The 22355-nt window shown below is 67.7% G+C and carries 4 protein-coding genes; 3 read left to right on the top strand and 1 reads right to left on the bottom strand.

Annotated features, from left to right (window positions below; translation table 11 throughout):
• Positions 1-20 precede the first annotated feature (20 nt).
• Together J2X34_RS02940 and J2X34_RS02935 are read left to right on the top strand one after the other, a co-directional pair.
• Positions 21-812, top strand: a complete 792-nt coding sequence (locus J2X34_RS02940; protein WP_114721476.1) for a polysaccharide pyruvyl transferase family protein — start codon at positions 21-23, stop codon at positions 810-812.
• A 206-nt stretch (positions 813-1018) separates the two neighbouring features.
• A complete protein-coding gene (locus J2X34_RS02935; RefSeq protein ID WP_258557848.1) occupies positions 1019-1465 on the top strand; it encodes a YdcF family protein in 447 nt (148 codons plus the stop codon).
• Positions 1466-1481: 16 nt separating this feature from the next.
• Here the strand turns inward: J2X34_RS02935 and J2X34_RS02930 are convergent, their stop codons facing one another.
• Positions 1482-3287 (bottom strand): DUF4012 domain-containing protein, encoded by a 1806-nt coding sequence (locus tag J2X34_RS02930; protein WP_114721750.1) that lies wholly within the window; start codon positions 3285-3287, stop codon positions 1482-1484.
• Positions 3288-3537: 250 nt separating this feature from the next.
• Here J2X34_RS02930 and J2X34_RS02925 point away from each other — a divergent pair, with 250 nt between their 5' ends.
• Positions 3538-22311: an amino acid adenylation domain-containing protein gene (locus J2X34_RS02925; RefSeq protein WP_429516072.1), complete on the top strand. Its 18774-nt coding sequence runs from the start codon at positions 3538-3540 to the stop codon at positions 22309-22311.
• Positions 22312-22355: the final 44 nt, after the last annotated feature.

Raw genomic sequence — 22355 nt, 5'->3', positions numbered from 1 at the left:
GATGAAGCTTTGGAGTGCGTATGCCGGTTGAAGTAGTGAACTGGAACCCGCGGAAGCGGCGTGTTCGTGGGCCGCTGGGAAGGGTGATTCCAAGAAGGCCACCTGTCAACAATTTTGGTGATCTTCTCGGTCCGCTGATCGTCGAGGAACTTCTTGCCCGTCAGGGAATCGATCCTGCCGGAACGTCGATCCGTCACCGATTGCTCAGTGTCGGTTCCATTCTTCGACTCGCGAACGACGGAGACGTCGTCTGGGGTTCGGGTGTCAACGGGAAGAGTCTCGACCTCGAGTACCAGTTCTCTGATCTCGATGTCAGGTCGGTGCGCGGGCCCCGAACGGCCGAATTCCTCCGTAGTCGGGGCATTTCGGTACCGGAGGTCTACGGCGATCCTGGACTCCTCGTAGGTGTTCTCTGGCCGCGTGAGAGTTTGGTGGCGCCGCGACTGTCCGCGGGCGTAACTCTCATTCCCAATCTGAACGACGTCGAGAAGTATCGAGGCCACCCGGACTTCTGGCATCCCTGTCGGCCGCTGTGGGACACGATCACACGGATCGCGAATAGTGAGTTCGTCATCGGAAGTTCCTTACATGCAGTTGTCCTCGCCGACTCGTTCGGAATCGAGGCACGGCTGATCGGCTCTGACCACGAACCACCCTTCAAGTACCAGGACTACTATCTCGGGAGTGGTCGCAGCGGCTACACGGCCGCGACGACCGTGGACGAGGCGCTGGCGATGGGAGGCGAGGAACCACTCGAGTGGGATCCCGCTGGCGTCTTGGGTGCGTTTCCGTACGAGCTGTGGGCGCCGTGAGTGAACGTGAGAAGGACTGCATCCGCGGTTCGACAACAAGACATCGAATGATGCTGCGCTAGTGCGCGATGAACCGGATCCTCCATCCGTCCCTGCGTGCGAGACGGAGGACTAGGCGTCTCCTCCTGGTCCTCGTTGTGTACGTAAGCGTCCTTGCGCCGGGAATTTTCGGGGCAAGGACTTACACATACGCAGGCTTCGATAGGTTGACCGACGTCGATGCCATTGTGGTGCTCGGAGGTGCGCACGATGGTCGCGAGAAGTACGCCATGGAGTTAGCGCTCCGTGGCTATTCCGATCATGTGGTTCTCTCGAATCCGTATCGACGGACTGATGTGCGGATGCGAGAGCTTTGTTCGACAGAACACGCCTCATTCGACACCACCTGTTTCGTTCCGGATCCGCCCACGACGCGTGGGGAGGCGACGGCGGTAGCGAGACTGGCATCAGAGAACGGGTGGGACAGCGTCATGGTCATCAGTTGGCGATACCACCTGCTGCGTGCACGGTACATCTTCGAAAAGTGCTTTTCAGGTGCGGTATTCGTGCGCCCGGTACCCCGGGAGTACAGGTACAGCATTCCACGCTGGGCGTACGAGTACCTCTACCAAACAGGAGGTTTCGTCAAAGAGACCTTGCTCGGCCATTGCTGAGGGTGTGTGTCGGAACTCAGCAGCTCGGAACGTCTATCCCGGCATCGGGTTGATCGAGGAGAGGTTGGATGGGCACCGATGCCGTTCCTGCCGTCGCTGGTTCGGTCAGTTCGTAGACGACCTCCGCGGTCTTGCCCTGTCCGATCGGGAACTGGATGTCGAATACCGGGTGTCCCAGTTCTGCTCCGGTGAAGGCGAAGGCCGGCTTACCGTCGACGGTGACCTTGTCGAGCTTTGCGCCGCGGGTTGCGACCAGCGACAGGTTCGTCAGGTTGGTTCCGGCGGGTGCGCCCATTGGGTTGTCGAACATTCCGGCTACATACTTCGTGTAGTCACCGTTCGGAAGCGTATTCGTCAGGCGCACTCTCACGGTGCTCTTCCGCACGCCGTCGGTGCACGACTCAGCGGTGTACGTGATCTCACGGCGGAGATAGTAGTCGAGCTTGTTGCCACCCAGGTTGTTGACGACCACGCCGGCGTAAGGGGCGTCGTCCTCAGGGACGATGTGCCCCAGTGCGGTACCGGCGAGGACGGTCTGTTCCTCGGGGTGTGAACTCCAGACTGCGATTCGTCGTTCGCTGGCCGCTCGTCCCAAGGCTTCGAGCAGCGCCTGCGGTCGGGAGATCTTCCCGGTCATCCGTTCGACCACCTTGGCAGCGACAGTCTGGAGATACGCCTTGCGCGCGGCATTGTCGTCACCGAATCGCGAGTATGCGATGGATTCAGTCAGCTCTACGACGTTCTCGGCGGTGACCTTCTCGCCGTCGGGCATCGTGATCGGTCCCACCACGTCGAGTACGTAGCTGAGTGCGACAGGATCGGTTGCGATGACTCCGTCGACCTGCTCACCGGATTCCTGTGCCCATAGGGATCGCCAGATCTGCGCGGCGTAAGGGAAATGTGAGCTGGCGTTACTGTTCCGGAAATCTGTTGTGGCACGACTCTGCCCGTACTGGCGCTCGAAGTCCGGACCGAGATCGATCGGTTGATTGCCGTTCAACGAGAGTTCCCGGTTGCTGGCGAGCTCATCAACGCGCACGGTGCCGTCTGCAGTACGCAGTTCGCCGAAACCACCGAGCAGCCCACCGGTGCCACGGGCCTCGGCGTTGGTCTGGAATCCTATGAAGTAGGTGCGGGGACCATCGGCGCCGAGCATCGCTGGGGCGATCTCCGCTGCGGTCGAGACGTTTCCGAGGAGGGTGGACAGATCCGATGTCTGCTGTTGGAGTTGTACGCGAGCGTCCTCGATGGGTCCGATGAACGTGCTGCCGACGCCTGCAGCGTCGGCAGCCAGCGCCTCGGCTGCGGTGGCAGTGTCGGCAAGGCTGGGCGCGGCGTCACGCAGGGCCTGCAGGTTGATTCGTGCTCCGTCGAGGATCAACTGGCTGGGTGCCATCGCCGATCCTGCCTGCGCTGCCGGGGTCAGGACATCAGAAGTGAGCCCCCGAACCACGTCGGATATCTGCCGGGTCGTGTCGAACGGACTGCCCAGCCACGGAATCGCTCCGGCGACACGCCAGCTGACCGAGTGGGCGGCGTCATAGGCCTGGTCTGCGTAGCGGTCCGCATCGGCCGCAGATCGTGTGCCTGTCTCCGAGTTACCCGCCAGTAGTGCATCTTTCGATTGCGTCGCGTGATCCGATGCTCGTTCAAGATTCAATCTGATCTGGGTTGCCTCGTACGCGAGATAGCAGCCCCAGGCACCGACGATCGCGACCGCGCACGTTGCGCCGATCGCGATGCGGCGTCGCCGCTTCCGCGCCGTTACCGCAGGTTGTGACGTCCGGCGGCGGCTTGTTCGACGGGCGGGCGCCGGATCGATCTCCGTCGTCCTTGATGCGGCTTCGGGCTCGGACTGCTCCACGTGGTGGACCCCCTTCGGTCGGCATGCTCTGGGCAGGCTAACCCGGATCGAGAATTGGTCGGGCGTTCAACTGGTGAATGGTGCACTCGCACAGTAAGTTATTCCTACCCGATCCAGGCAGGTTGGATCGGGTGGGTTCCGCTCGAGCGCGCTTGCGTGCCAGCGGTGGAGCTGTCGGGATACCTGCCGGATAAGAGGGGGTGCGCGCTTGCGTTCGTTTCCGCTTGCGCCATCACAGAGAGCGCTTCTGTTCGCTCAACAGCTGACGCCCGACACTGCCCTGACAGTCGCGCAGTATCTGGATCTGCGTGGGCCGCTCGATCGCCCGGCCTTCCTGGCCGCATGCGACCGTGCCGCCCGCGACATCGAATCCGGCACGGTTGTTCTCGTCGACGTAGACGGTGAACCGCACCAGCGGCCTGTCCTGGACATCGATGACGCGCCGAGGTTTCTGGATCTCGGTGGTGCGGACGATCCTCACACTGCGGCAATCGAGTGGATGACCGACCGAACGTCCCGACCGATCGACCCGTTCTCGGATCGGCTTGCGGAGATGACGCTCATCCGGCTGGGAAACGACCGGCATTATCTGCACTGTTTCGCACACCACCTCGTGATGGACGGCTCGGCCGCGCAAGTCCTGACCAAGCGCATCTCCGAGCTCTACACCGCGATGGTCAGCGGTGTGGAGCCGCCGCAATGTGCCTGCGCGCCGGTCGAAGAGCTGTACAGGAGTGTCGAGGCCTACTCCGGGAGCCGGCGCGAGGAACTCGACCGCGAGTACTGGCGTGAGCGACTGGCGGCGCTGCCGCAGGTCGTGTCACTGGCCGACCGGGTGGGGACGTTGTCAACACCTGCGCTGCGCACAGCCGGTGTTCTTCCGGAACGCTTTCTCGAGGCGCTGGACCACGCGGATTCCGCACCCGTGCCGGAAGTCCCCACGCTCGTTGCGTCGTTTGCCGCGTACGTGTCGCGGGTGACGGGCGTCGATGACATCGCTCTCAGCCTGCCGGTCTCTGCCCGTACCACCGCTTTGCTGCGCCGGTCAGCAGGATCGGTCTCGAACGTCGTGCCGCTGCGGGTGTTCGTCGATCCTGAGGGCACCGTCGAGGACCTGATCCGACGAGTCCAGTTGGAGATCACCGGTGCTTTGCGGCATCAGCGCTTCCGCTACGACGCGATGCTGGATGAGATGCCGGACTCCGCGGTCCACGGGGCCGGGTTGGGCGGGGTGTTCGGACCGGTCGTGAACATCATGCAGTTCCCTCGGCACTCGGTGTTCGGCGAGGCCGAAGGTGAACTGCATATTCTCTCGACCGGGCCTGTCGACGATCTCTCGCTGACCGTGTATCCAGGGTCGGGCGATCGCGCGACCCGAGTGGATTTCGAGGCCAATCCAGCGCGCTACTCGCAGGATTCACTGGAGCGACACCATTCCCGGTTCCTCGATTTCGCGGGGGAGTTCGTCTCCTCTGGGCACCGACGGGTGGGTGACCTTCCGCTCGGGCGACCCGGAGAGTCGGCGTCCGTCGACCCTGTCCGCGGCGCCGACATCGGTGCTGAGATCACCTTGCTCCCCGAGGCGCTCACCCGTCACGCCGCGAGCGCGGAAGCCGCCCTCGTCAGCGGTGACACCACACTCACGTATCGGGACCTCGACGCCCGCTCGTCGGCGCTCGCTCGGCGGTTGATCTCGCTGGGCTGCGGTCCGGAAGGTGCCGTCGCGGTTGCACTTCCCCGATCCCCCGCCTCGGTACTCGCGCTGTGGGCAGTGGCGAAGACCGGTGCGGCGTACGTACCGGTCGACCCGGATCTTCCGTCGCTGCGCCTGACGCAACACCTCGATGGCATCGAGGTTGTCTTCGCCGAGCAGGGTGTCGCGTTGCCGCCCGAGGTGATGCGCGTCGATATCGCGGCCGACGACTGGTCGACCGAACCGGTCACGGACGCGGATCGCGTCCGGCCTCTGCGGCCGGACAATCCGGCGTGGATCGTTCACACCTCCGGCTCGACCGGACGTCCGAAGCCCGTGGTGGTCTCCCACCGCGGGATCGCCGGACTGCTCTCGACGCTCCGTTCGCGATACGCCGTCACGGAGGACTCTCGGGTCCTGCACATCGCGTCTCCCACGTTCGATGCGTCCATCCAGGAGATCCTGACGGCTGCGGACGCCGGTGCTGTCCTGGTCGTGGCCGATCCGGATACCGTTGCGGGTGAGGCTCTCACGCGTCTGATGGGGGACCGCGCCGTCACCCATCTGGTTTCGGCACCGGCCGTGCTGGCGGCCACGTCCAGCGTGGGGCTGCCGCACCTGCGAATGTTGGACGCCGGCGGTGAGCCGCTCCCGATTCCCGTCGCACGTCGGTGGGCAGAGGGCCGCACGATGGTCAATGCGTACGGTCCCACCGAGACGACGATCCTCGCGTCGGTCAGCGGAGAACTCGATCCCGAGATCCTCACGCGGTTGCCTTCCGTGCCGATCGGGCGGCCTGTCGACGGAACGTCGCTGGTGGTGCTCGACCGGCGACTCCGGGTGGTGCCGCCGGGCGTCGTCGGCGAGCTCTATGTGATCGGTCCTGCCCTGGCACGGGGGTACGGTGCCCGTCCGGGGCTCACCGCCGAGCGCTTCGTCGCCTCGGTATTCGGGGGCGACCGGATGTATCGAACCGGCGACCTGGTGCGTTGGGGTGTCGACGGTCAACTCGAATTCGTCGGCCGAGCCGACAACCAGATCCAGATCCGCGGCATCCGTGTCGAGCCGGGTGACGTGGATGCCGCGCTCGTGACACACCCCGACGTCGACGGCGCCGCGACGGTACAACGTGACGGTCGGCTGCACTCCTACGTATCGGGCCGCTCCCCGACGGCGAGGGACCTGCACAAGTGGCTGACGGCTCGACTCCCGCGCCACATGGTTCCCGACAGGATCCTCGTCGTCGAGTTCCTGCCGCTCACCCCGGGCGGCAAGATCGACCGCTCGGCATTGGCCGCGATGGCGCCGCCCGCAGAGGACGCCGACGCGCGCGCGGTACACGGCCCGCTCGAGGCGTTGATCGCCGATGCGATGGGTGAGGTGCTGGGCGCCGAGGTTCGGGATGCGTCCGCCGACTTCTTTGTGCTCGGCGGCAATTCGCTCGATGCCACCCAGCTCGCCGGCCGCCTCGCATCCGCGACCGGTCGACGGATCACCGTCAAGGACGTCTTCGAGCAGCGCACGGTGGCCGGGCTGGCGGGGTCGGTGGCCGGCGTCGACGAGCGGACCGCGCTGGTCGGGGGTGCGACGGAGTCGAACTCGCTCGCGCCCGCTCAGCGGCGGCTGTGGCTACATGCGCAGACTCGACGCGACAGTACCGCCTATCACGTGCCGTTCGCGGTGGAGATGCGCGGACCGCTGTCAGGTGATGCCCTCACCTCGGCTCTACGGGACGTGATGGTTCGGCACTCGCCGCTGCGTACGGTGATCCACGACGGTGACCTCGGGCCGGAGCGGCACGTGTTGCCTGTCGAGGAGGCGTTCACGGTTCCGACCGTCGTCGACGTCACGTCAAGAGCCGAGTCCGATAGCGATGCAGCAGAATTCGTCAGCCGACCGTTCTCGCTCGCGTCGGACGTGCCGGTCCGATTCAGGCTCCAGCGATTCGACGCCGATCATCACGTACTCGTCGTCGTGGCTCACCACATCGCCCTCGACGGTCTGTCCTTCGGGCCCCTGGTGAACGACCTGGTGAGCGCCTACCGTGCACGGGCGGCGGGCGAGGAGCCGGCATGGGCGCCTCTGCCGGTCACATACACGGACTATGCGCAGTGGCATCAGACTGTGCTCGACTCCGGCGTCCGGGACGACGACCTCGACCACTGGACGTCGGCGCTGGCCGGTGCCGCGGACGTTCCGGGCCTTCCCCTCGACCGGACCCGGGGCCCGCTGGCCGGCTCTGCCGGACGCATCACCACTACGCTCGGCGCCGAGGTGCGAAACGCTCTCCACCGCACAGCCCGACAGCACGACACGACCGTCTTCATGCTCGTGCACGCCGCCCTCGCCGTGGTCCTGTCGGCTCTGACCGGATCCCGCGACACCGTGGTCGGAACCGTGGACGCGGGACGTGGAGATCCCGCCCTGGACGCGCTGGTCGGCATGTTCGTCGGCACGATCGCGTTGCGTGCCCAGGTCACTCCCGAGGAGACCTTCGACCGATTGCTCGACGCGGTCCGCGCCGACGACATCGAGGCATTCGTGCACAGCGCGACTCCGTTCGACAGCGTGCAGGAGCTTCTGGGCGCGGGCGTTTCGTTTCAGGCGGTGCTCACCTACGAGCACTTCGACGATCCGGTGATGCGGGTGTCGGATCTGAACTTCGTCGGACGCGAGCTGACAGGGACTGACGCGCGATTCGACCTTGAAGTCGCCATCCGGGAGCGGCCGGGCACCGAGGTGGAACTGTGCCTCACCTACGACGAGAGCATCCTGGACGGCGGAACCGTCCGCGGGTGGGCGGCGCTGTTGCGTGAAGTGCTCGAGTCTGCGGTGGCGGACCCGACGGCGCGGATTGCCGACCTGCTTCCCGCGGGGCCCGTCGACCGGGGGCCGTCGAACTACGCCGTTGCCACGTTGCGCGAGGTGCTCGGAGGTCCGACGCGGATCTGTGACGAGGAGGGCAAGCTCGTCGACATCGGTTCGGTGGCGGAGGCACTGGCACGCCGTCTCGCGCGGCTCGGTGTCGGTCCCGAGGACTTCGTCGGCGTCCTCCTGCCACGCTCGATCGACGCGATGACCGCCGTGTTGGCCGTCGCTCGGACCGGTGCGGCGTTCGTACCTGTCGACCCGGCCCAGCCGCGGCGACGCATCGAGGCCATCCTCGCGGACGCGGGTACACGATTCGTTGTTGCCGATCGGAGTGCGGTTCTGCCGCAATGGGTCACGCGGATCGATCCCCAGGCGGACAACTCGGTCGCACCGTCGAACAGCGAGTACCGGTTCGTTCCCCCGCATCCGGACAATCCGGCGTACGTGATCTACACCTCGGGGACGACGGGCGCGCCCAAGGGTGTCGTCGTGACGCACCGCGGCCTGGCGCCGCTCGCGTCGGCGCTGCGCCGGGAGTTCGCCGTGAGCGAGAACTCCCGGGTGTTGATCGGTGCATCGCCGTCGTTCGACGCATCCGTCCTCGAGTATCTGCTGGGGTTCGGGACCCGGGCGACCGTCGTGCTCCTGCCGCCGGGAGCATTCGGCGGCCCCGCACTGGCGGAAGTTCTCGAGTCGCAACGCATCACGCACTGGTTCACCACTCCCTCCGTCGCGTCGGGTATCCCGCCCGAAGGACTCGACCAACTACGTGTGGTCGGGCTCGGCGGTGAGGCGTGCGCCGCGGACGTCGCCGTCCGGTGGGGCGCGGGTCGGACCCTTCTGAATCTCTACGGTCCCACCGAGGGGACCGTCGTCGCGACCATCGGTCGACTCGACGACAACGGCGGTTCCACCCCGATCGGCGCGCCGATCGATGGAATGACGGCAGCGGTGTTGGATCGTGGGTTGCGAGCGGTTGCGGTCGGTGTGGTCGGTGAGCTGTACCTGTCCGGTCCGGGACTCGCTCGCGGATACCTGGGGCAGCCCGCTCGGACCGCGGAACGTTTCGTGGCCTCGGTGTTCGGCCCCGGCCGGATGTACCGCACCGGCGATCTGGTCCGGCGGCGTCCGGACGGGCAACTCGAGTTCGTGGGACGTCTCGATGATCAGGTCCAGATCCGTGGTATCCGTGTCGAATTGGGTGAGATCGAGACCGCGATTGCCGGGCATTCCGACGTGGAAGCCGCTGTCGTTGCCCTGCATGAGGGAATCGTCGTCGCCTACGTGCACGGCTCCGGCCTCATCGACACCGAACAGGTGCGCCGATACGCCGCCGACCGACTGCCCCGGCACATGGTGCCGGGCATCGTCCAAGTCCTCGACGCAGTGCCGCTCACGACGGCCGGAAAGATCGACCGGTCCGCGTTGCCGAGTCCCGCCCGTCCGTCGACGTCCGACACGGGCCTCCGCGGGCCGGCGGAGGAGATGGTCGGCCGTGTTGTGCAGGAGGTTCTCTCGGCCGAAGCAGTGGGCCGGGACACGGACTTCTTTGCACTTGGGGGCGACTCCCTGTCGGCCACTCGACTGGTCGCACGCCTCGGCAGCGTACTCGGCAAGCGGGTAGATGTCCGCGATGTTTTCGAGAATCCCACTGTCGCAGAACTTGCGGCCACTCTGTGGGGCCGGGACGATCTGCCGGAGTTCCCGACGGCGCCGGCGTCGTCGGGACCCGCGCCGCTGGCCCCCGCGCAGCAGAGGATGTGGCTGCTGAACCGCGTCGACCGGTCCGGTAGTGACAACATCGCATTCGCATTGGACTTCGAGGGCGACCTCGACACGGTTGCTCTGCGCCGGGCCATCGGCGATGTGCTGGAGCGGCACCCGGCTCTACGGACCGTGATCTCCGACAACGGCGACGGCCCGGTACAGATCGTGGAGGCCCCGGCGCCCGTCCCGGCGGTCGTCGACACTCCGGGCGGGTGTGAATCGGAACTGGACGCGCTCGCCTCGTCGGAGTTCGACCTCGCGATGGAACATCCAGTGCGCCTGCAGTTGTACCGAATCGACGGGAACCATCACACGCTCGCCGTGGTGGCCCACCACATCGCGGTGGACGGGTTGTCGGCGGTGCTGCTCTCCCGTGATCTGGCCCATTCCTACACCGCGCGCCGCGCAGGCCAGGCGCCCCACTGGCCGTCCCTCGAGATCCAGTTCGCCGACTATGCCCGCTGGCACCGGACCGTGCTCGGTGACCCCGCCGCCCCGGAGAGTCGCGCGCATCGGGATCTCTCCTACTGGCGATCTGTTCTGGACGCGGATGCGCCGCCCCTCGCGTTGCCCAGCGACCGGCCGCGTGGCGGGCCGATCGAGACTGCAACTTCCGGCATCGTGCGGTTCGAGGTGCCGGCGAACCTGCAGGCGGCGTTGGAAAAGATCGCACGCGAGTACGACTCGACCCTGTTCATGGTGCTGCACGCGGCGCTGGCCGTGCTGCTCGGCAAGTTGGCCGGTACAGACGACATCAGTGTCGGATCGCCGGTCTCCGGGCGTACCGATCCTCGCCTGGACGAGGTGGTGGGAATGCTCGTCGGAACCGTCACCCTGCGAACCCGTGTCGATCCGCACCGGTCCTTCGCCGATCTGCTCGCCCGTACCCGCCGCGTCGACATCGATGCCTTTGCCCATGCGGACCTGCCGTTCGACGAAGTCGTCGCTCACCTGACGCGGCGTCCCCCGACCGCCCATCATCCGCTCTTCCAGGTGATGCTCGCGTACGAGAACTTCGTGCCGGACGAGGTCGAGCTGCCCGGTCTGCAGGTGACGACCCGTGAACTGTCCAGTGAGCGAACCCGGTTCGATCTCGAGGTCCGGCTGCGGGCGCGGGACGCGGATATGGGGGAGGCGGCGGGACTCGACGGTAGCCTCACGTACCCGCGTGCACTGTTCGACCACGAGTCCGTAGCAAGGTGGGCGCCGTGGCTGCTTCGGATCTTGGAGGCGGTCTCGGACGATCCGACGATCGTCGTCGGTTCGATCGACCTGAGCGCACGTCCGATGGACGCGCGTCGCCCCCTGCTCGGCGCGGACGCTGACCATTTGCAGGCCGGGATCACCACCGCGGCAGGCTCGTTGGGGGAGCTCTTCGCACAGCGGGCTGCCGAGTCTCCAGATGCGATCGCGATCGTATGCGGTGACGATCGCGTGACCTACGCCGACCTCGACTCGCGTTCGAGGGCCTTCGCCCGCCGCCTCGTGCGCGAGGGAATCGGGGCGGAGGACGTCGTCGCGATTGCGCTGCCCCGCTCACCCGACCTGATCGTCGCGATGCTGGCCGCGGTCCGCGTGGGCGCGGCCTACCTCCCACTCGACGTCACCCAGCCGCCCGAGCGCCTGAACGCGCTGATCCGCCAGGCGCAGGCTGCGCTTGTGGTGTGCCACGACGGGTTCGCCGCCCCGGAGCGCTCGATCACCCTCGACATGGACTTCGCAGCAAGCGAACTGGATCGATGCGGAAGTATCGATGTGACATGCGACCCCGACCGCACCGCCTACGTGATCTACACGAGCGGGTCGACCGGAACACCGAAGGGTGTCGCGGTGACCCACGCGAACGTGCTCGCGCTCCTGACCAACACATACGCGGGGTTGGGCTTCGGTCCTTCCGACGTGTGGACGATGTTCCACTCGCCGTCTTTCGACTTCTCTGCGTGGGAGATCTGGGGGCCGTTGACCACCGGGGGACGCGTCGTCGTGGTCGATCACTTCGTGGCCCGCAGCCCCGAGGAGTTCCGGAAGCTGCTCGTCGCTGAGCGGGTGACCGTGCTGAACCAGACGCCGACCGCGTTCGGCCAGTTGGCCGAGGTGAGCGGAGACCCGGCGGACCTGTCGCTGCGTCTGCTGATCTTCGGCGGTGAGCCGCTGGACGGGGACCGCGTTCGTGGCTGGCTCGAGCGACATCGGAACCTTCGAGCGGTCAACATGTTCGGCATCACCGAGACCACCGTGCACGCCACGTGGACGGAGGTCCGATCGGCGCCGGCAGGTCGAAGTGTGATCGGTGTTCCACTGCCCGGTACCGGCGTGCAACTGCTCGACCGGCTCCTCCGGCCGGTGCCGCGCGGCGCGATCGGCGAGATGTACGTCTCCGGACCGCAGGTCGCTCGCGGCTACCGGGGACGGGCGGGTCTGAGTGCCGTCCGGTTCGTGGCGGATGTCGACGGCAAACTCCGGTATCGGACGGGTGACCTGGCTCGGCTACGCAACGACGGGATGCTCGAGTACCGGGGCCGGGCGGACGGTCAGCTCCAGATTCGCGGTCACCGCATCGAGCCAGGCGAGATCCGGGCGGCACTGTCCAGGCTCCCGGAGATCGTCGATTCCGCGATCGACGTGCGGGACGGTCGGCTGGTCGCGTACGTGGTGGGTGCGGTGCCCCGAGTCGGGCGGCAGGACCCGGATATCGACTCACGCGCGGTGATCCGTGCATTGCGAACAATCCTGCCGGACTACATGGTTCCCGCGGCGGTGGTAGCGGTCCACCATCTGCCGTCGAGTGCCAACGGCAAGGTCGATCTCGCGGCGCTGCCGACACCGTCGGTACCCGCCCCTGCTGCGGAGACAGCTACCGGGCCACGGGGTCCGTTCGAGGAAATCGTTGCGGGTGTCTACCGCGAACTGCTCGGCGCCGACCGAGTGGGACGTGGCGACGACTTCTTCGAGTTCGGTGGTAACTCGTTGCTGGCAACCAGGCTCGCCGGTCGACTCGCTGCGATCACCGGGGCCGACGTCGGAGTGCGGGACGTGTTCGAGGCGACCACGGTGGCCGAACTCGCCCTGGTCGTCGAGGAACGGGTGGGTGGGGGTGCACGGTGCGAAGGTCCTCGGCCGTCCACGCCGGCAGCGACGACCGGTCCGCTGTCGCCCGCGCAACGGCGACTCTGGTTCCAGCAGAACTTTGCTCCGGACTCCGCGATGTACAACCTTCCGTTCCTGCTGCACTTCGACGGTGAACTGGTCGAGGACGCGCTGGCGTGCGCGCTCCACGATGTGATCGAACGGCATCGGATCCTGCGCACGGTGTATCCGACCGTCGCGAGCGGACCGGTCCAGCAGGTGCTCGACGTCCCCGACCTCGACCTCGGTCCCGTCGCGATTGCGCCGGACATGTTGTCGGACACGGCTCGAGCCTTCGCGACCGCGCCGTTCGACGTGGCAACCGAGCCGCCGATTCGCGCGCGTCTCTACCGGACCGGTCCCATCCGCCACACGCTGGCTGTCGTCGTACACCACATCGCCGCCGACGAATGGTCGCTCACGCCCCTGCTTCGAGACCTCGCGCAGGCGTATCGGTCCCGGGCAACCGGGCACGTACCGCAGTTGCCGGTCCCGGCCATCGAGTACATCGACTACGCCCGTTGGCAGACCTCGGCCGGCGAGGACGGACTGGAGTACTGGTCGGCGGCACTGGACGGTGTCCCGGACGAGTGCACCCTCCCGAACGATCGTCCGCGATCCGGCACGAGCTCGACGCGTTCGGCCACCGTCGGGGTGCGACTGGGGACCGAACTGGCGACCCGGGTTGTGGCCACGGCTCGCCGACATCGCGCGACGAGTTTCATGGTCCTGCACGCGGTTCTGGCCGCGGTGCTGGCACGGCACAACGGCTCGGCGGACGTCGTGATCGGTACGGCGGTGGCGGGCCGGGGAGATCCGAGATTCGACGACGTGGTCGGAATGTTCGCCTCGACGGTGGTCCTGCGGACCGATGTCGACGGGGACGGTTCGTTCGCGAGTTTGCTCGAACACGTCCGGCGCCGCGACGTCGAGGCGTTCGCCCACGCCGACACCCCGTTCGAGACGATCGTCGAACGGCTCGCCCCGCTCCGGGATTCCGCTCGCCATCCGCTGTTTCAGGTGGCGCTGTCGATGCGCCGTCCCGAGACGGTGCGGATCGACCTCTCGGGGCTGGTGGTCACGGCCGAGCCCGCGGCGCAGGACACCGTCCAGTTCGATCTCCAGTTGACGGTCACCGAGACCCCGGGCGCCCTCGAACTCGAATTCGCCTATCGGAGTGATCTCTACGATCACGACACCGTCACCGCGTTCGCCGAGCGGTTCGAGATGTTCCTCGACGCCGTGACGGACGATCCCGCGAAGGTGGTCGGAGACGTCGACCTGCTGACCGATGTCGAGCGGGCATCACTGGTGCCGGCCTCGGGGGAAGCCGGCACGCCGGTCGGTCTGTGGGCACTGCTGTCCGACGGGGCCCGCCGTGGCGGCAGCAGGGCAGCGGTCGTGGCGCCAGGCATCGAAGTCTCCTATCGCGATCTCGTCGATCGCGCGGAGGGCCTGGCGGCAGCCCTGGGCGCCCGGGGCGCGGGGCCGGGGGTACCCGTCGCATGTGCGCTGCCGCGGTCGTTCGAGTCGGTGCTCGCGGTGTGGGCGATCTCCCGGACCGGAGCCGCCCCGGTGATGGTCGATCCCACTCACCCGATCCACCGGATCGCCGCGATGCTCGAGCAGTCCCGGGCGCGCCTCGGTGTCACTGCGGCCGATCTCGTGGCGGAGCTACCCGGAGACACGCAGTGGATCGACGTCGCGGCCGTCGGCGACACCGACGTTCCACTGCCCGAGGTGCTTCCGGATCAGCCGGCGTACGTCGTGTTCACCTCGGGCTCGACCGGGCGACCGAAGGGAGTGGTGCTCACGTCCCGAGGCCTCGGCGCGCTGGCAGCCGACCTGCGCGACGTGTTCGCGGCAAGTCCGCAGTCGCGTGTGCTCCACGTGGCGTCTCCGGGATTCGATGCGGCCCTACTGGAGATGTTGGTTGCGGGCGCCGCAGGGGCGCCGTTGGTGGTGGCGCCGGTCGAGGCCTACGGCGGTTCCGGGCTGGCCGATCTGCTCCGACGCGAGCGGATCACCCACGCCTGCATGACACCGTCGGTCCTCGCAACGGTGGGTCCACGGGACCTGCCGGACCTCGAGGCACTGATGCTCGGAGGCGAGCGAGTCATGCCGGATCTCGTGCGGCATTGGGGGCCCGAATGCCGCCTCTACAACGGCTACGGCCCCGCCGAATCGACGGTGTTCGCGACCTTCGCCGGCCCACTCGGTCCCGGGGATCCGGCGGTGATCGGCAGCCCCGCCCGAGGGATCGACGCGGTAGTTCTCGACGTGCGACTGCGGCCGGTGCCGCCGGGGGTGACCGGCGAACTGTATCTGGCCGGTGATCGCGTCGCACACGGATACGCGGGCGCACCTGTGACAACGTCGGCGAGATTCGTTGCGGGAGAGAACGGTCGACGCTGGTACCGGACCGGTGACCTCGTTCGGTGGGTGAGCGGCGCGCGCGGACCGGTCCTGGAGTTCTGCGGACGTAACGACCATCAGGTGAAGATCCGTGGGATCCGGATCGAACCGGCGGAGATCGACGCCGTCCTCACCCGGAGCGGGGCGGTGTCGGCCGCCGCGACGGTCGCACGGGTTGGGACGACGGGATCGCCGGTCCTGGTCTCGTACGTCGTTCCCGCCGATGCCGACGTCACCGAGCTGCGCCGCAACCTGGCCGCGGCGTTGCCGTCGTACATGGTGCCCGCGTCGGTTGTCGGCGTCGCCGAGATCCCTCTCACCGCGAACGGGAAGATCGACGTCGAACGGTTGCCGGAACCTGTGCTCGACTCGGCCACCGGACCGGTAACCACGACGGAGGAACTCGTCGCCGACGCCTTCTCGGCCGCGCTCGGCGCCCGAGTCGGTCGGACCGACGACTTCTTCTCCGTCGGCGGCGACTCGCTGCTGGCCACCAGCGTGGTCGCACAATTGCGTGCTTCCACCCATACGGATGTCCCGCTGCGGTTGCTCTTCGCTGCCCCGACCGTCGCCGAACTCGCCGCGGAATTGGATCGGAGCCGGTTCGCCGAGATCGACCCCGGCCCGGTCGCCGTCTCGCGGCCGGATCGGATTCCCCTGAGCCGTAGCCAGAGCCGCATGTGGGCACTGCGCGGAGTCAGCAGGGAGGAGGCGTACCGGCTGCCGGCTCGTGTGGTGTTCCGGGGGCCGCTCGACGTGGATGCATTGGACGCCGCGCTCGCCGACGTCCTGGTGCGGCACGAGTCCCTGCGGACGTCGTTCGCCGTCGACGCTGACGGGCCGCACGCGATCGTCGCGGCGGCGGAGGACGTCGTTCGGCCGTTGAGGAGTGCCGCGTCCGATCAGCCTCCGGGAGCACTGGACGTGCGCCTGCGTGAGGACGGCGCCGACCGGCACGTCCTGGAGGTGACGATCGACCACCTCGCCGCCGACGGCACCTCGGTCGCGGTGCTGCTCGCCGACCTGAGAGAGGCGTACCGGGCCCGCCACGCAGGTGCCCCTCCCCGCTGGGATCCGTTGCCGCTGCAGTACGCCGACTACGCGGTCTGGGAGCGTGCGCGGGTCACGGACGGCGCGGATCTCGGGTTCTGGCAGCGGGAACTCGATGGCTTCGATCCGGTCGTGCTGCCGATCGAGGCGGGGAGCGCCGCACCGGGAACTGGCGCGACCGTGGAGTTCGCGCTCGACGAGGACACGGCGCGGGCGATCACGGAGCTCGCGACGGCCCATCACGCTACCGAGTTCATGGTGATCCACGCCGCGCTCGCTGCGCTCCTGTCACGGCTCTGCGGTGGCGCCGACGTGGGAGTGGTCGCGGTGGTGGCAGGCCGCAGATACCCGCAACTCGACTCCCTCGTCGGGCTGTTCGTCGACACCGTCGTGCTGCGCACCCGGGTGGAGTCGGACATGCCGTTCGGCGCGCTGCTCGCACAGGCTCGAGACACCGATGTCGCGGCATTCGACCGGGCCGCGGTCCCGATCGAGGAAGTTCTCACCGCCGCCGGGGCCCGGATGCCGCAGGTAGCGGTCGCCCTCCAGGACTTCACCCCGCCGATCGTGCGGATCGGCGACCTCGAAATCGAATCCCACGAACTCGCCGAGGACGCGGCGAAGTTCGATCTCCAGTTCACGCTGTCACGAAGCGGGGCAGCAGGATTCCACGGCACCCTGGTCTACGACGCCTCGAAGTTCGGCGCCGAGACAGCACGAAGCCTTGTGGACCAGTTCGTCCGTGCTCTCACCGGCGCAGCAACACGGCCCGACGTCACTGTGCAGGACTTGCCGATCGCGGTCACCGATGTCGTCCACGGCTGCGCGGCGGATGCACCGCGGACCCTGGCCGGGTTGCTGCGCAGTACCGCGGCCGCGCATCCGGACTGTGTAGCAGTCGTCGACGGTTCCGCCGCCGTGACGTACCGAGAGCTCGACGAGCAGTCCGACGAGTTGGCCCGACGCTTGATCGAGGATCACGGTGTAGGACCCGAGGATGTGGTGGCCCTCGATCCCGAACGGTCGTTGGGCAGGCTCCGCATGCTGTGGGCAGTCACCAAGACCGGGGCGGCGTTCGGGCCGACGGATGCGTACGTCGCCGCGCCGGTCCCCGCACCCAGACAGTCGCAGTCGGTCGATTCGCCCGCATACGTCATCTCGACCTCGGGCTCGACCGGTGAACCCAAGCTCGTTGCCGTGACGCATCGCGGCCTGGCGGCCCTGGCATCGGCGGCGCGAGGACGGTACCGCGTGGGTCCGGGCGATCGGGTACTGCACGGATACAACCCGGCGTTCGATGCGGCCGTGCTCGAGATTCTGCTCGCGCACACTTCGGGCGCGACACTGGTCGTCGCGCCGCCGGACGTGTACGCCGGCCCCGCGCTGCACGGGCTGCTGCGGCAACATCGCGTGACCCACTTCCTCTCCACCCCATCGGTACTCGCGACGATTCGATCCGACGATCTGGACGACCTGCGGGTGGTGGCCAGCGGCGGTGAGAGTCTCCCCGCGGAGATCGCTGATCGGTGGCGGGCGGGCCGCACGATGCTCGACGCCTACGGGCCCACCGAATGCACTGTCGTCGCCACCCTCGGTGAGGTCGACGGTTGCACCGGTATCGGCACACCGATACCGGGAACCTCGGTCGCGGTCCTGGATACGCGGCTACGCCCCGTCGCGGTCGGTGGCGTCGGCGAGCTGTACCTCGCCGGCGGCGGTCTCGCCCGTGGCTACCTCGGCGCGCAGGCGCTGACCGCAGCGAGCTTCGTTGCATCGGTGTTCGGCCCGGGCCGTATGTACCGCACCGGAGACCGCGTCCAGGTGCTCGCCGATGGGCGGATGGTGTTCCTCGGGCGTGTCGATCGGCAGGTCAAGGTCCGCGGGGTCCGGGTAGAGCCGGAGCAGGTAGAGGCGGCGCTCATGCGCTGCAGCGGTGTTCGTCATGCGGCCGTCGTCGTGCGCGGACCAGTCCTCGTCGCATTCGTCGCGGGGGCATGTATCGATGCCGCAGCCGTCCTCGCTCGCATCGCGGGTGAGTTGCCACCGGGGTTGGTGCCGTCTCGCCTGCACGTACTGGACAGCCTGCCGACCACACCGAACGGCAAGCTCGACCACGCGGCACTGTCGACGATGGCGGACAGTCTCGCGGCGACCACCTCAGATCGATCACTCACGTCGACCGAGGTGCTGGTCGCGGCCGTCGTGCGGGACGTCCTCGGCCACGACGTCGACATCGACACCGGCTTCTTCGCGCTCGGTGGCCACTCTCTCGGCGCAGTCGAGGTAGCCGCCCGTCTCGCCGACGCGCTGCACCGCGACGTGCCGCCTCGAGCTGTTCTCGAATCGGTGACGCTGGCGGCGCTCGCCGGTCTGCTCGATCTCTCCGAGCTCGATGTCCGACCTCCGCTGACAGCGGCCGGCCCCGAACCTGCGCCCATGGCGCCCGCACAACGACGCCTGTGGATGCTGCACCGCGCGGACCCGGCGAGCTATGTCATGCCGATCACGTTGCGGCTGAACGGCTCCCTCGTTGCGGACGCCCTCGGGGCGGCGCTGGCCGATGTCGTCGAACGCCACGAGCCGCTCCGGACCGTCTACCCCGACGAACACACTCAACGGGTGTTGAGCGCCGATCGGTTCGTGATCGACTACACGGTTGCATCCGTCGATCCTGACGACGTGGACCACCGGGTGCGCGAACTTGTCGAGCGTCCTCTCGATCTCGTGGAACAGGCTGCTCTGCGTGCGGGTCTGTTCCAGGTGGACGACACGGAGTGGGTCCTCGCGATCGCCGTGCACCATATCGCTCTGGACGGCGCGTCGGCCGTACCGCTTCTGCGTGACCTCGAGTGCGCGTACGTTGCACGTCTCGCCGGTACGGCGCCGCCGTGGACGCCGCTTCCGCTGCGCTACAGCGATTTCGCGCATTGGCAGACGAAGATGCTCGGCGATGTCCGCGATCCGGACACTGTCGGTGGTCGTCAACTCGCGTACTGGGCGCACACCCTCGCGGGAGCGCCTGACACGCCGCTGGATCTACCGACCGATCGCCCTCGACCCGACGTCCCTACGCACCGCGGCGGCGTCGTACACGCCGAAATCGGTCCGGATCTGCACGCGGCAGTGACCGATCTGGCGCGTACCCACGGGGTCAGCGCATTCATGGTCCTGCACGCCGCCCTCGCCGCGCTCCTTGCACGACTCGGCGGCCGCGACGACGTCACGGTCGGCACCGTCGTCGCCGGTCGGACCGACGCTCGACTCGCCCCTCTCGTCGGGATGTTCGTGGGTACGCTCGCCCTGCGGACCCGGGTCGATCCGACCGAACCGTTCGCGGATCTCGTCCGACGGGTGCGCGACGTGGACCTCGCGGCCTTGGCCCACGGAGACGTGCCCTTCGACGATGTCGTGGCCTGCGTCGCGCCCACTCGTACTGCCGCGCATCACCCGATCTTCCAAGTGCTGCTGGCACACTCGACGGCGACACCGGAATTGCCGAGCCTGCCCGACGTGGAGGTGGCAGACCTCGCGGCGGGTGCGCCGACGGCGCAGTTCGATCTCGCGTGGGATGTCGTCGAGTCACCGGATGGATCGGGCATCGACGTGCGCTTGGTGTTCGCCACCGACCTGTTCGACTCCGGAACCGCCGACATGTTGCTCACATCCTGGGTGCGCCTGCTGGCTCATGTCGCGGCCGACGCGGCCACCCCGGTGGGCGATCTCGAGCTCGCGCTCGACCCGTCGGTCGCGGACGGGAGCTCGGCCCCGGTCGCCCGCACCCTGCGCGAGATACTGGCGGCGTCGGTTCGCACAAATCCCGACCGAATCGCGCTCCGGGCCGGTGACCGGCAGTGGACGTACGCCCAACTGGACGTCGCGGCGGCCCATCGAGCCGACCTCCTGCGAGCCGAGGGCGTCCGCGCGGGTGACGTCGTCCCGATCCGAGCGGTACGCGGCCCGGACTGGGTGCTCGACGTGTGGGCGATCACCCGAATCGGAGCGGCCTGGGTGCCGGTCGATCCGAAGCTCCCGGACGACAGGCGCCGACGGGTGCTCGACAGCGCGCGCGGATCGACGGACGGGTCGCTGGCCTACCTGCTGTACACGTCGGGGACGACCGGGGAGCCCAAGGGTGTCGCGGTAACGCACGAGGGACTGTCGGCGCTCGTCGATCTACAGGCCGATCGACTGCTCGTCACCCACGAATCCGTTGTTCTGCAGGCGGCTTCGCCGATCTTCGACGCGTCGGTGTTCGAACTGCTCGCGGCGCACGCGCACGGGGCGACCTTGGTGTGTGCACCGGAGTTCGCCTACGCGGGCGCAGACTTGCAGGCGGTGATCGAGGACGAGGCCGTCACCCACCTGAACCTGACGCCTACCGTCCTCGCGACGCTGGACCCGGCCGGATTCACTCGGGGCCTGACCGTGGTATCGGCAGGCGAGAGGTTGCCGGTCCCGTTGGCGCACAGTTGGTCCCGGCACGATCTTCGCAACGGTTACGGGCCCACCGAGTGCACAGTCGGCGTCACGTGCAGCGACGTGTTGGGGACCGGAGCAGTGAACATCGGGGCGCCCCTGGCCGGCGCGAGTCTGCGAGTTCTGGACGGGCGACTGCATCCGGTTCCGGTGGGTGTGGTCGGTGAACTCTACGTCGGTGGCACGGGGCTCGCGCAGGGATACCACCGGCTGCCCGGTACGTCGGCCGGCCGATTCGTCGCCGACCCGTTCGGGGCACCGGGGGCGCGGATCTACCGGACCGGGGACCTGGTGCGCCTGCGCAGTGACGGCACCCTCGAGTACATCGGCCGCGGTGACGACCAGGTCCAGATCAACGGCGTGCGTGTGGAACCCGCCGAGATCGACACTGCACTACTGGCGCACCCGGCGGTGGTTGCGGCAGTCACTCTGCCGAGGTGTCGACCGACGGGCGAGACGGTGCTGGTGTCGTACGTGTCGACCCGGCGTGGAGGCACCCTCGAACCGCGATTCCTGCGTGCGCACCTCGAGCGCGTGCTGCCCCGCCATCTGCTTCCCGCAGCGGTAACCGTGATTGCCGAGATGCCGGTGTCGGCAGGTGGAAAGATCGACCGGAGCGCGCTGCCGGAACCGGTTTTCGACGACGGATACGTGAGCGGTTCCGAGCCGGAGGGGATCATCGAGCGGCGCGTGGCCGCCGAGATGGCGGACGTGATCGGGTTGTCCGGTGCTCCCCGAGATCGCAGCTTCTTCGAACTCGGCGGAACATCCATGGGCGCCGTCCGCTTGGTGACGCGGCTACGGGAACGGTACGGCTACGACGTTGCGCTCGCCGCACTCTTCGCCGATCCAACGGTCGCCGGCACGGCCCGGCAGATCGAATCCGGAAGCGAGGATCCGGATCCGTTGGCGACGCTCGTGCGCCTGAACCGGCCCGAGAAACCCGATGCGGCACCGCTCTTCTGCGTTCACCCCGTCAGCGGGCTCGCCTGGTGCTACGCGGGACTGGCCGAGGAGTTGCGCGACAGGCCGCTGTACGGATTGCAGGCAACCAACGAAGGCGTCGACAGCCTGGAGGGACTGGCGCGCCGGTACATCGAGCAGATACGAGCGGTGCAGTCGCAGGGGCCGTACCACTTGCTCGGCTGGTCCTTGGGCGGCAACATCGCGCATGAGATGGCGGTGCAGTTGCGCGCGGCGGGGGACGAGGTGGCGGCACTGGTACTGCTCGATTCGCTCCCGCCGGAGTCCGTTCCGTCGAACGCCGCCGTGGATGCGGTTGGCGCGATCGATGACGTCCCGGGACTCGACCCCGGTGTTGTTCAGCACGTGGTTCGGACCGGCGCAGCGTTGGAAGCCGCCGCCCGTGGGCACCGTTCGGGAGCCTTCGACGGCGACGTCGTGTTGTTCGTCGCGGCACACGAATCGGAGGAACGGGGAAAACTGAGTGGTCTGTGGAGTCCCTACGTTCGGGGCGACGTGACGGAGCATCGCGTGCCGTGTGCGCACGCGGAGATGACCTCGACGGATTCGCTCCGGCGCGTCGCGCACCTTCTCGCCGAGCTGGACGGAGGTGCGCCGTGATACGAACTCGCGCATAGGGTATCCGCAAGTGTTGTACCGAAAAC

The sequence above is a fragment of the Rhodococcus sp. BE178 genome, from assembly GCF_050433545.1.
In the GTDB taxonomy this organism is placed as follows: domain Bacteria; phylum Actinomycetota; class Actinomycetes; order Mycobacteriales; family Mycobacteriaceae; genus Prescottella.
The sequence above is the reverse complement of the archived record's forward strand: the minus strand, read 5'-3'. Positions and strand labels throughout refer to the sequence as shown.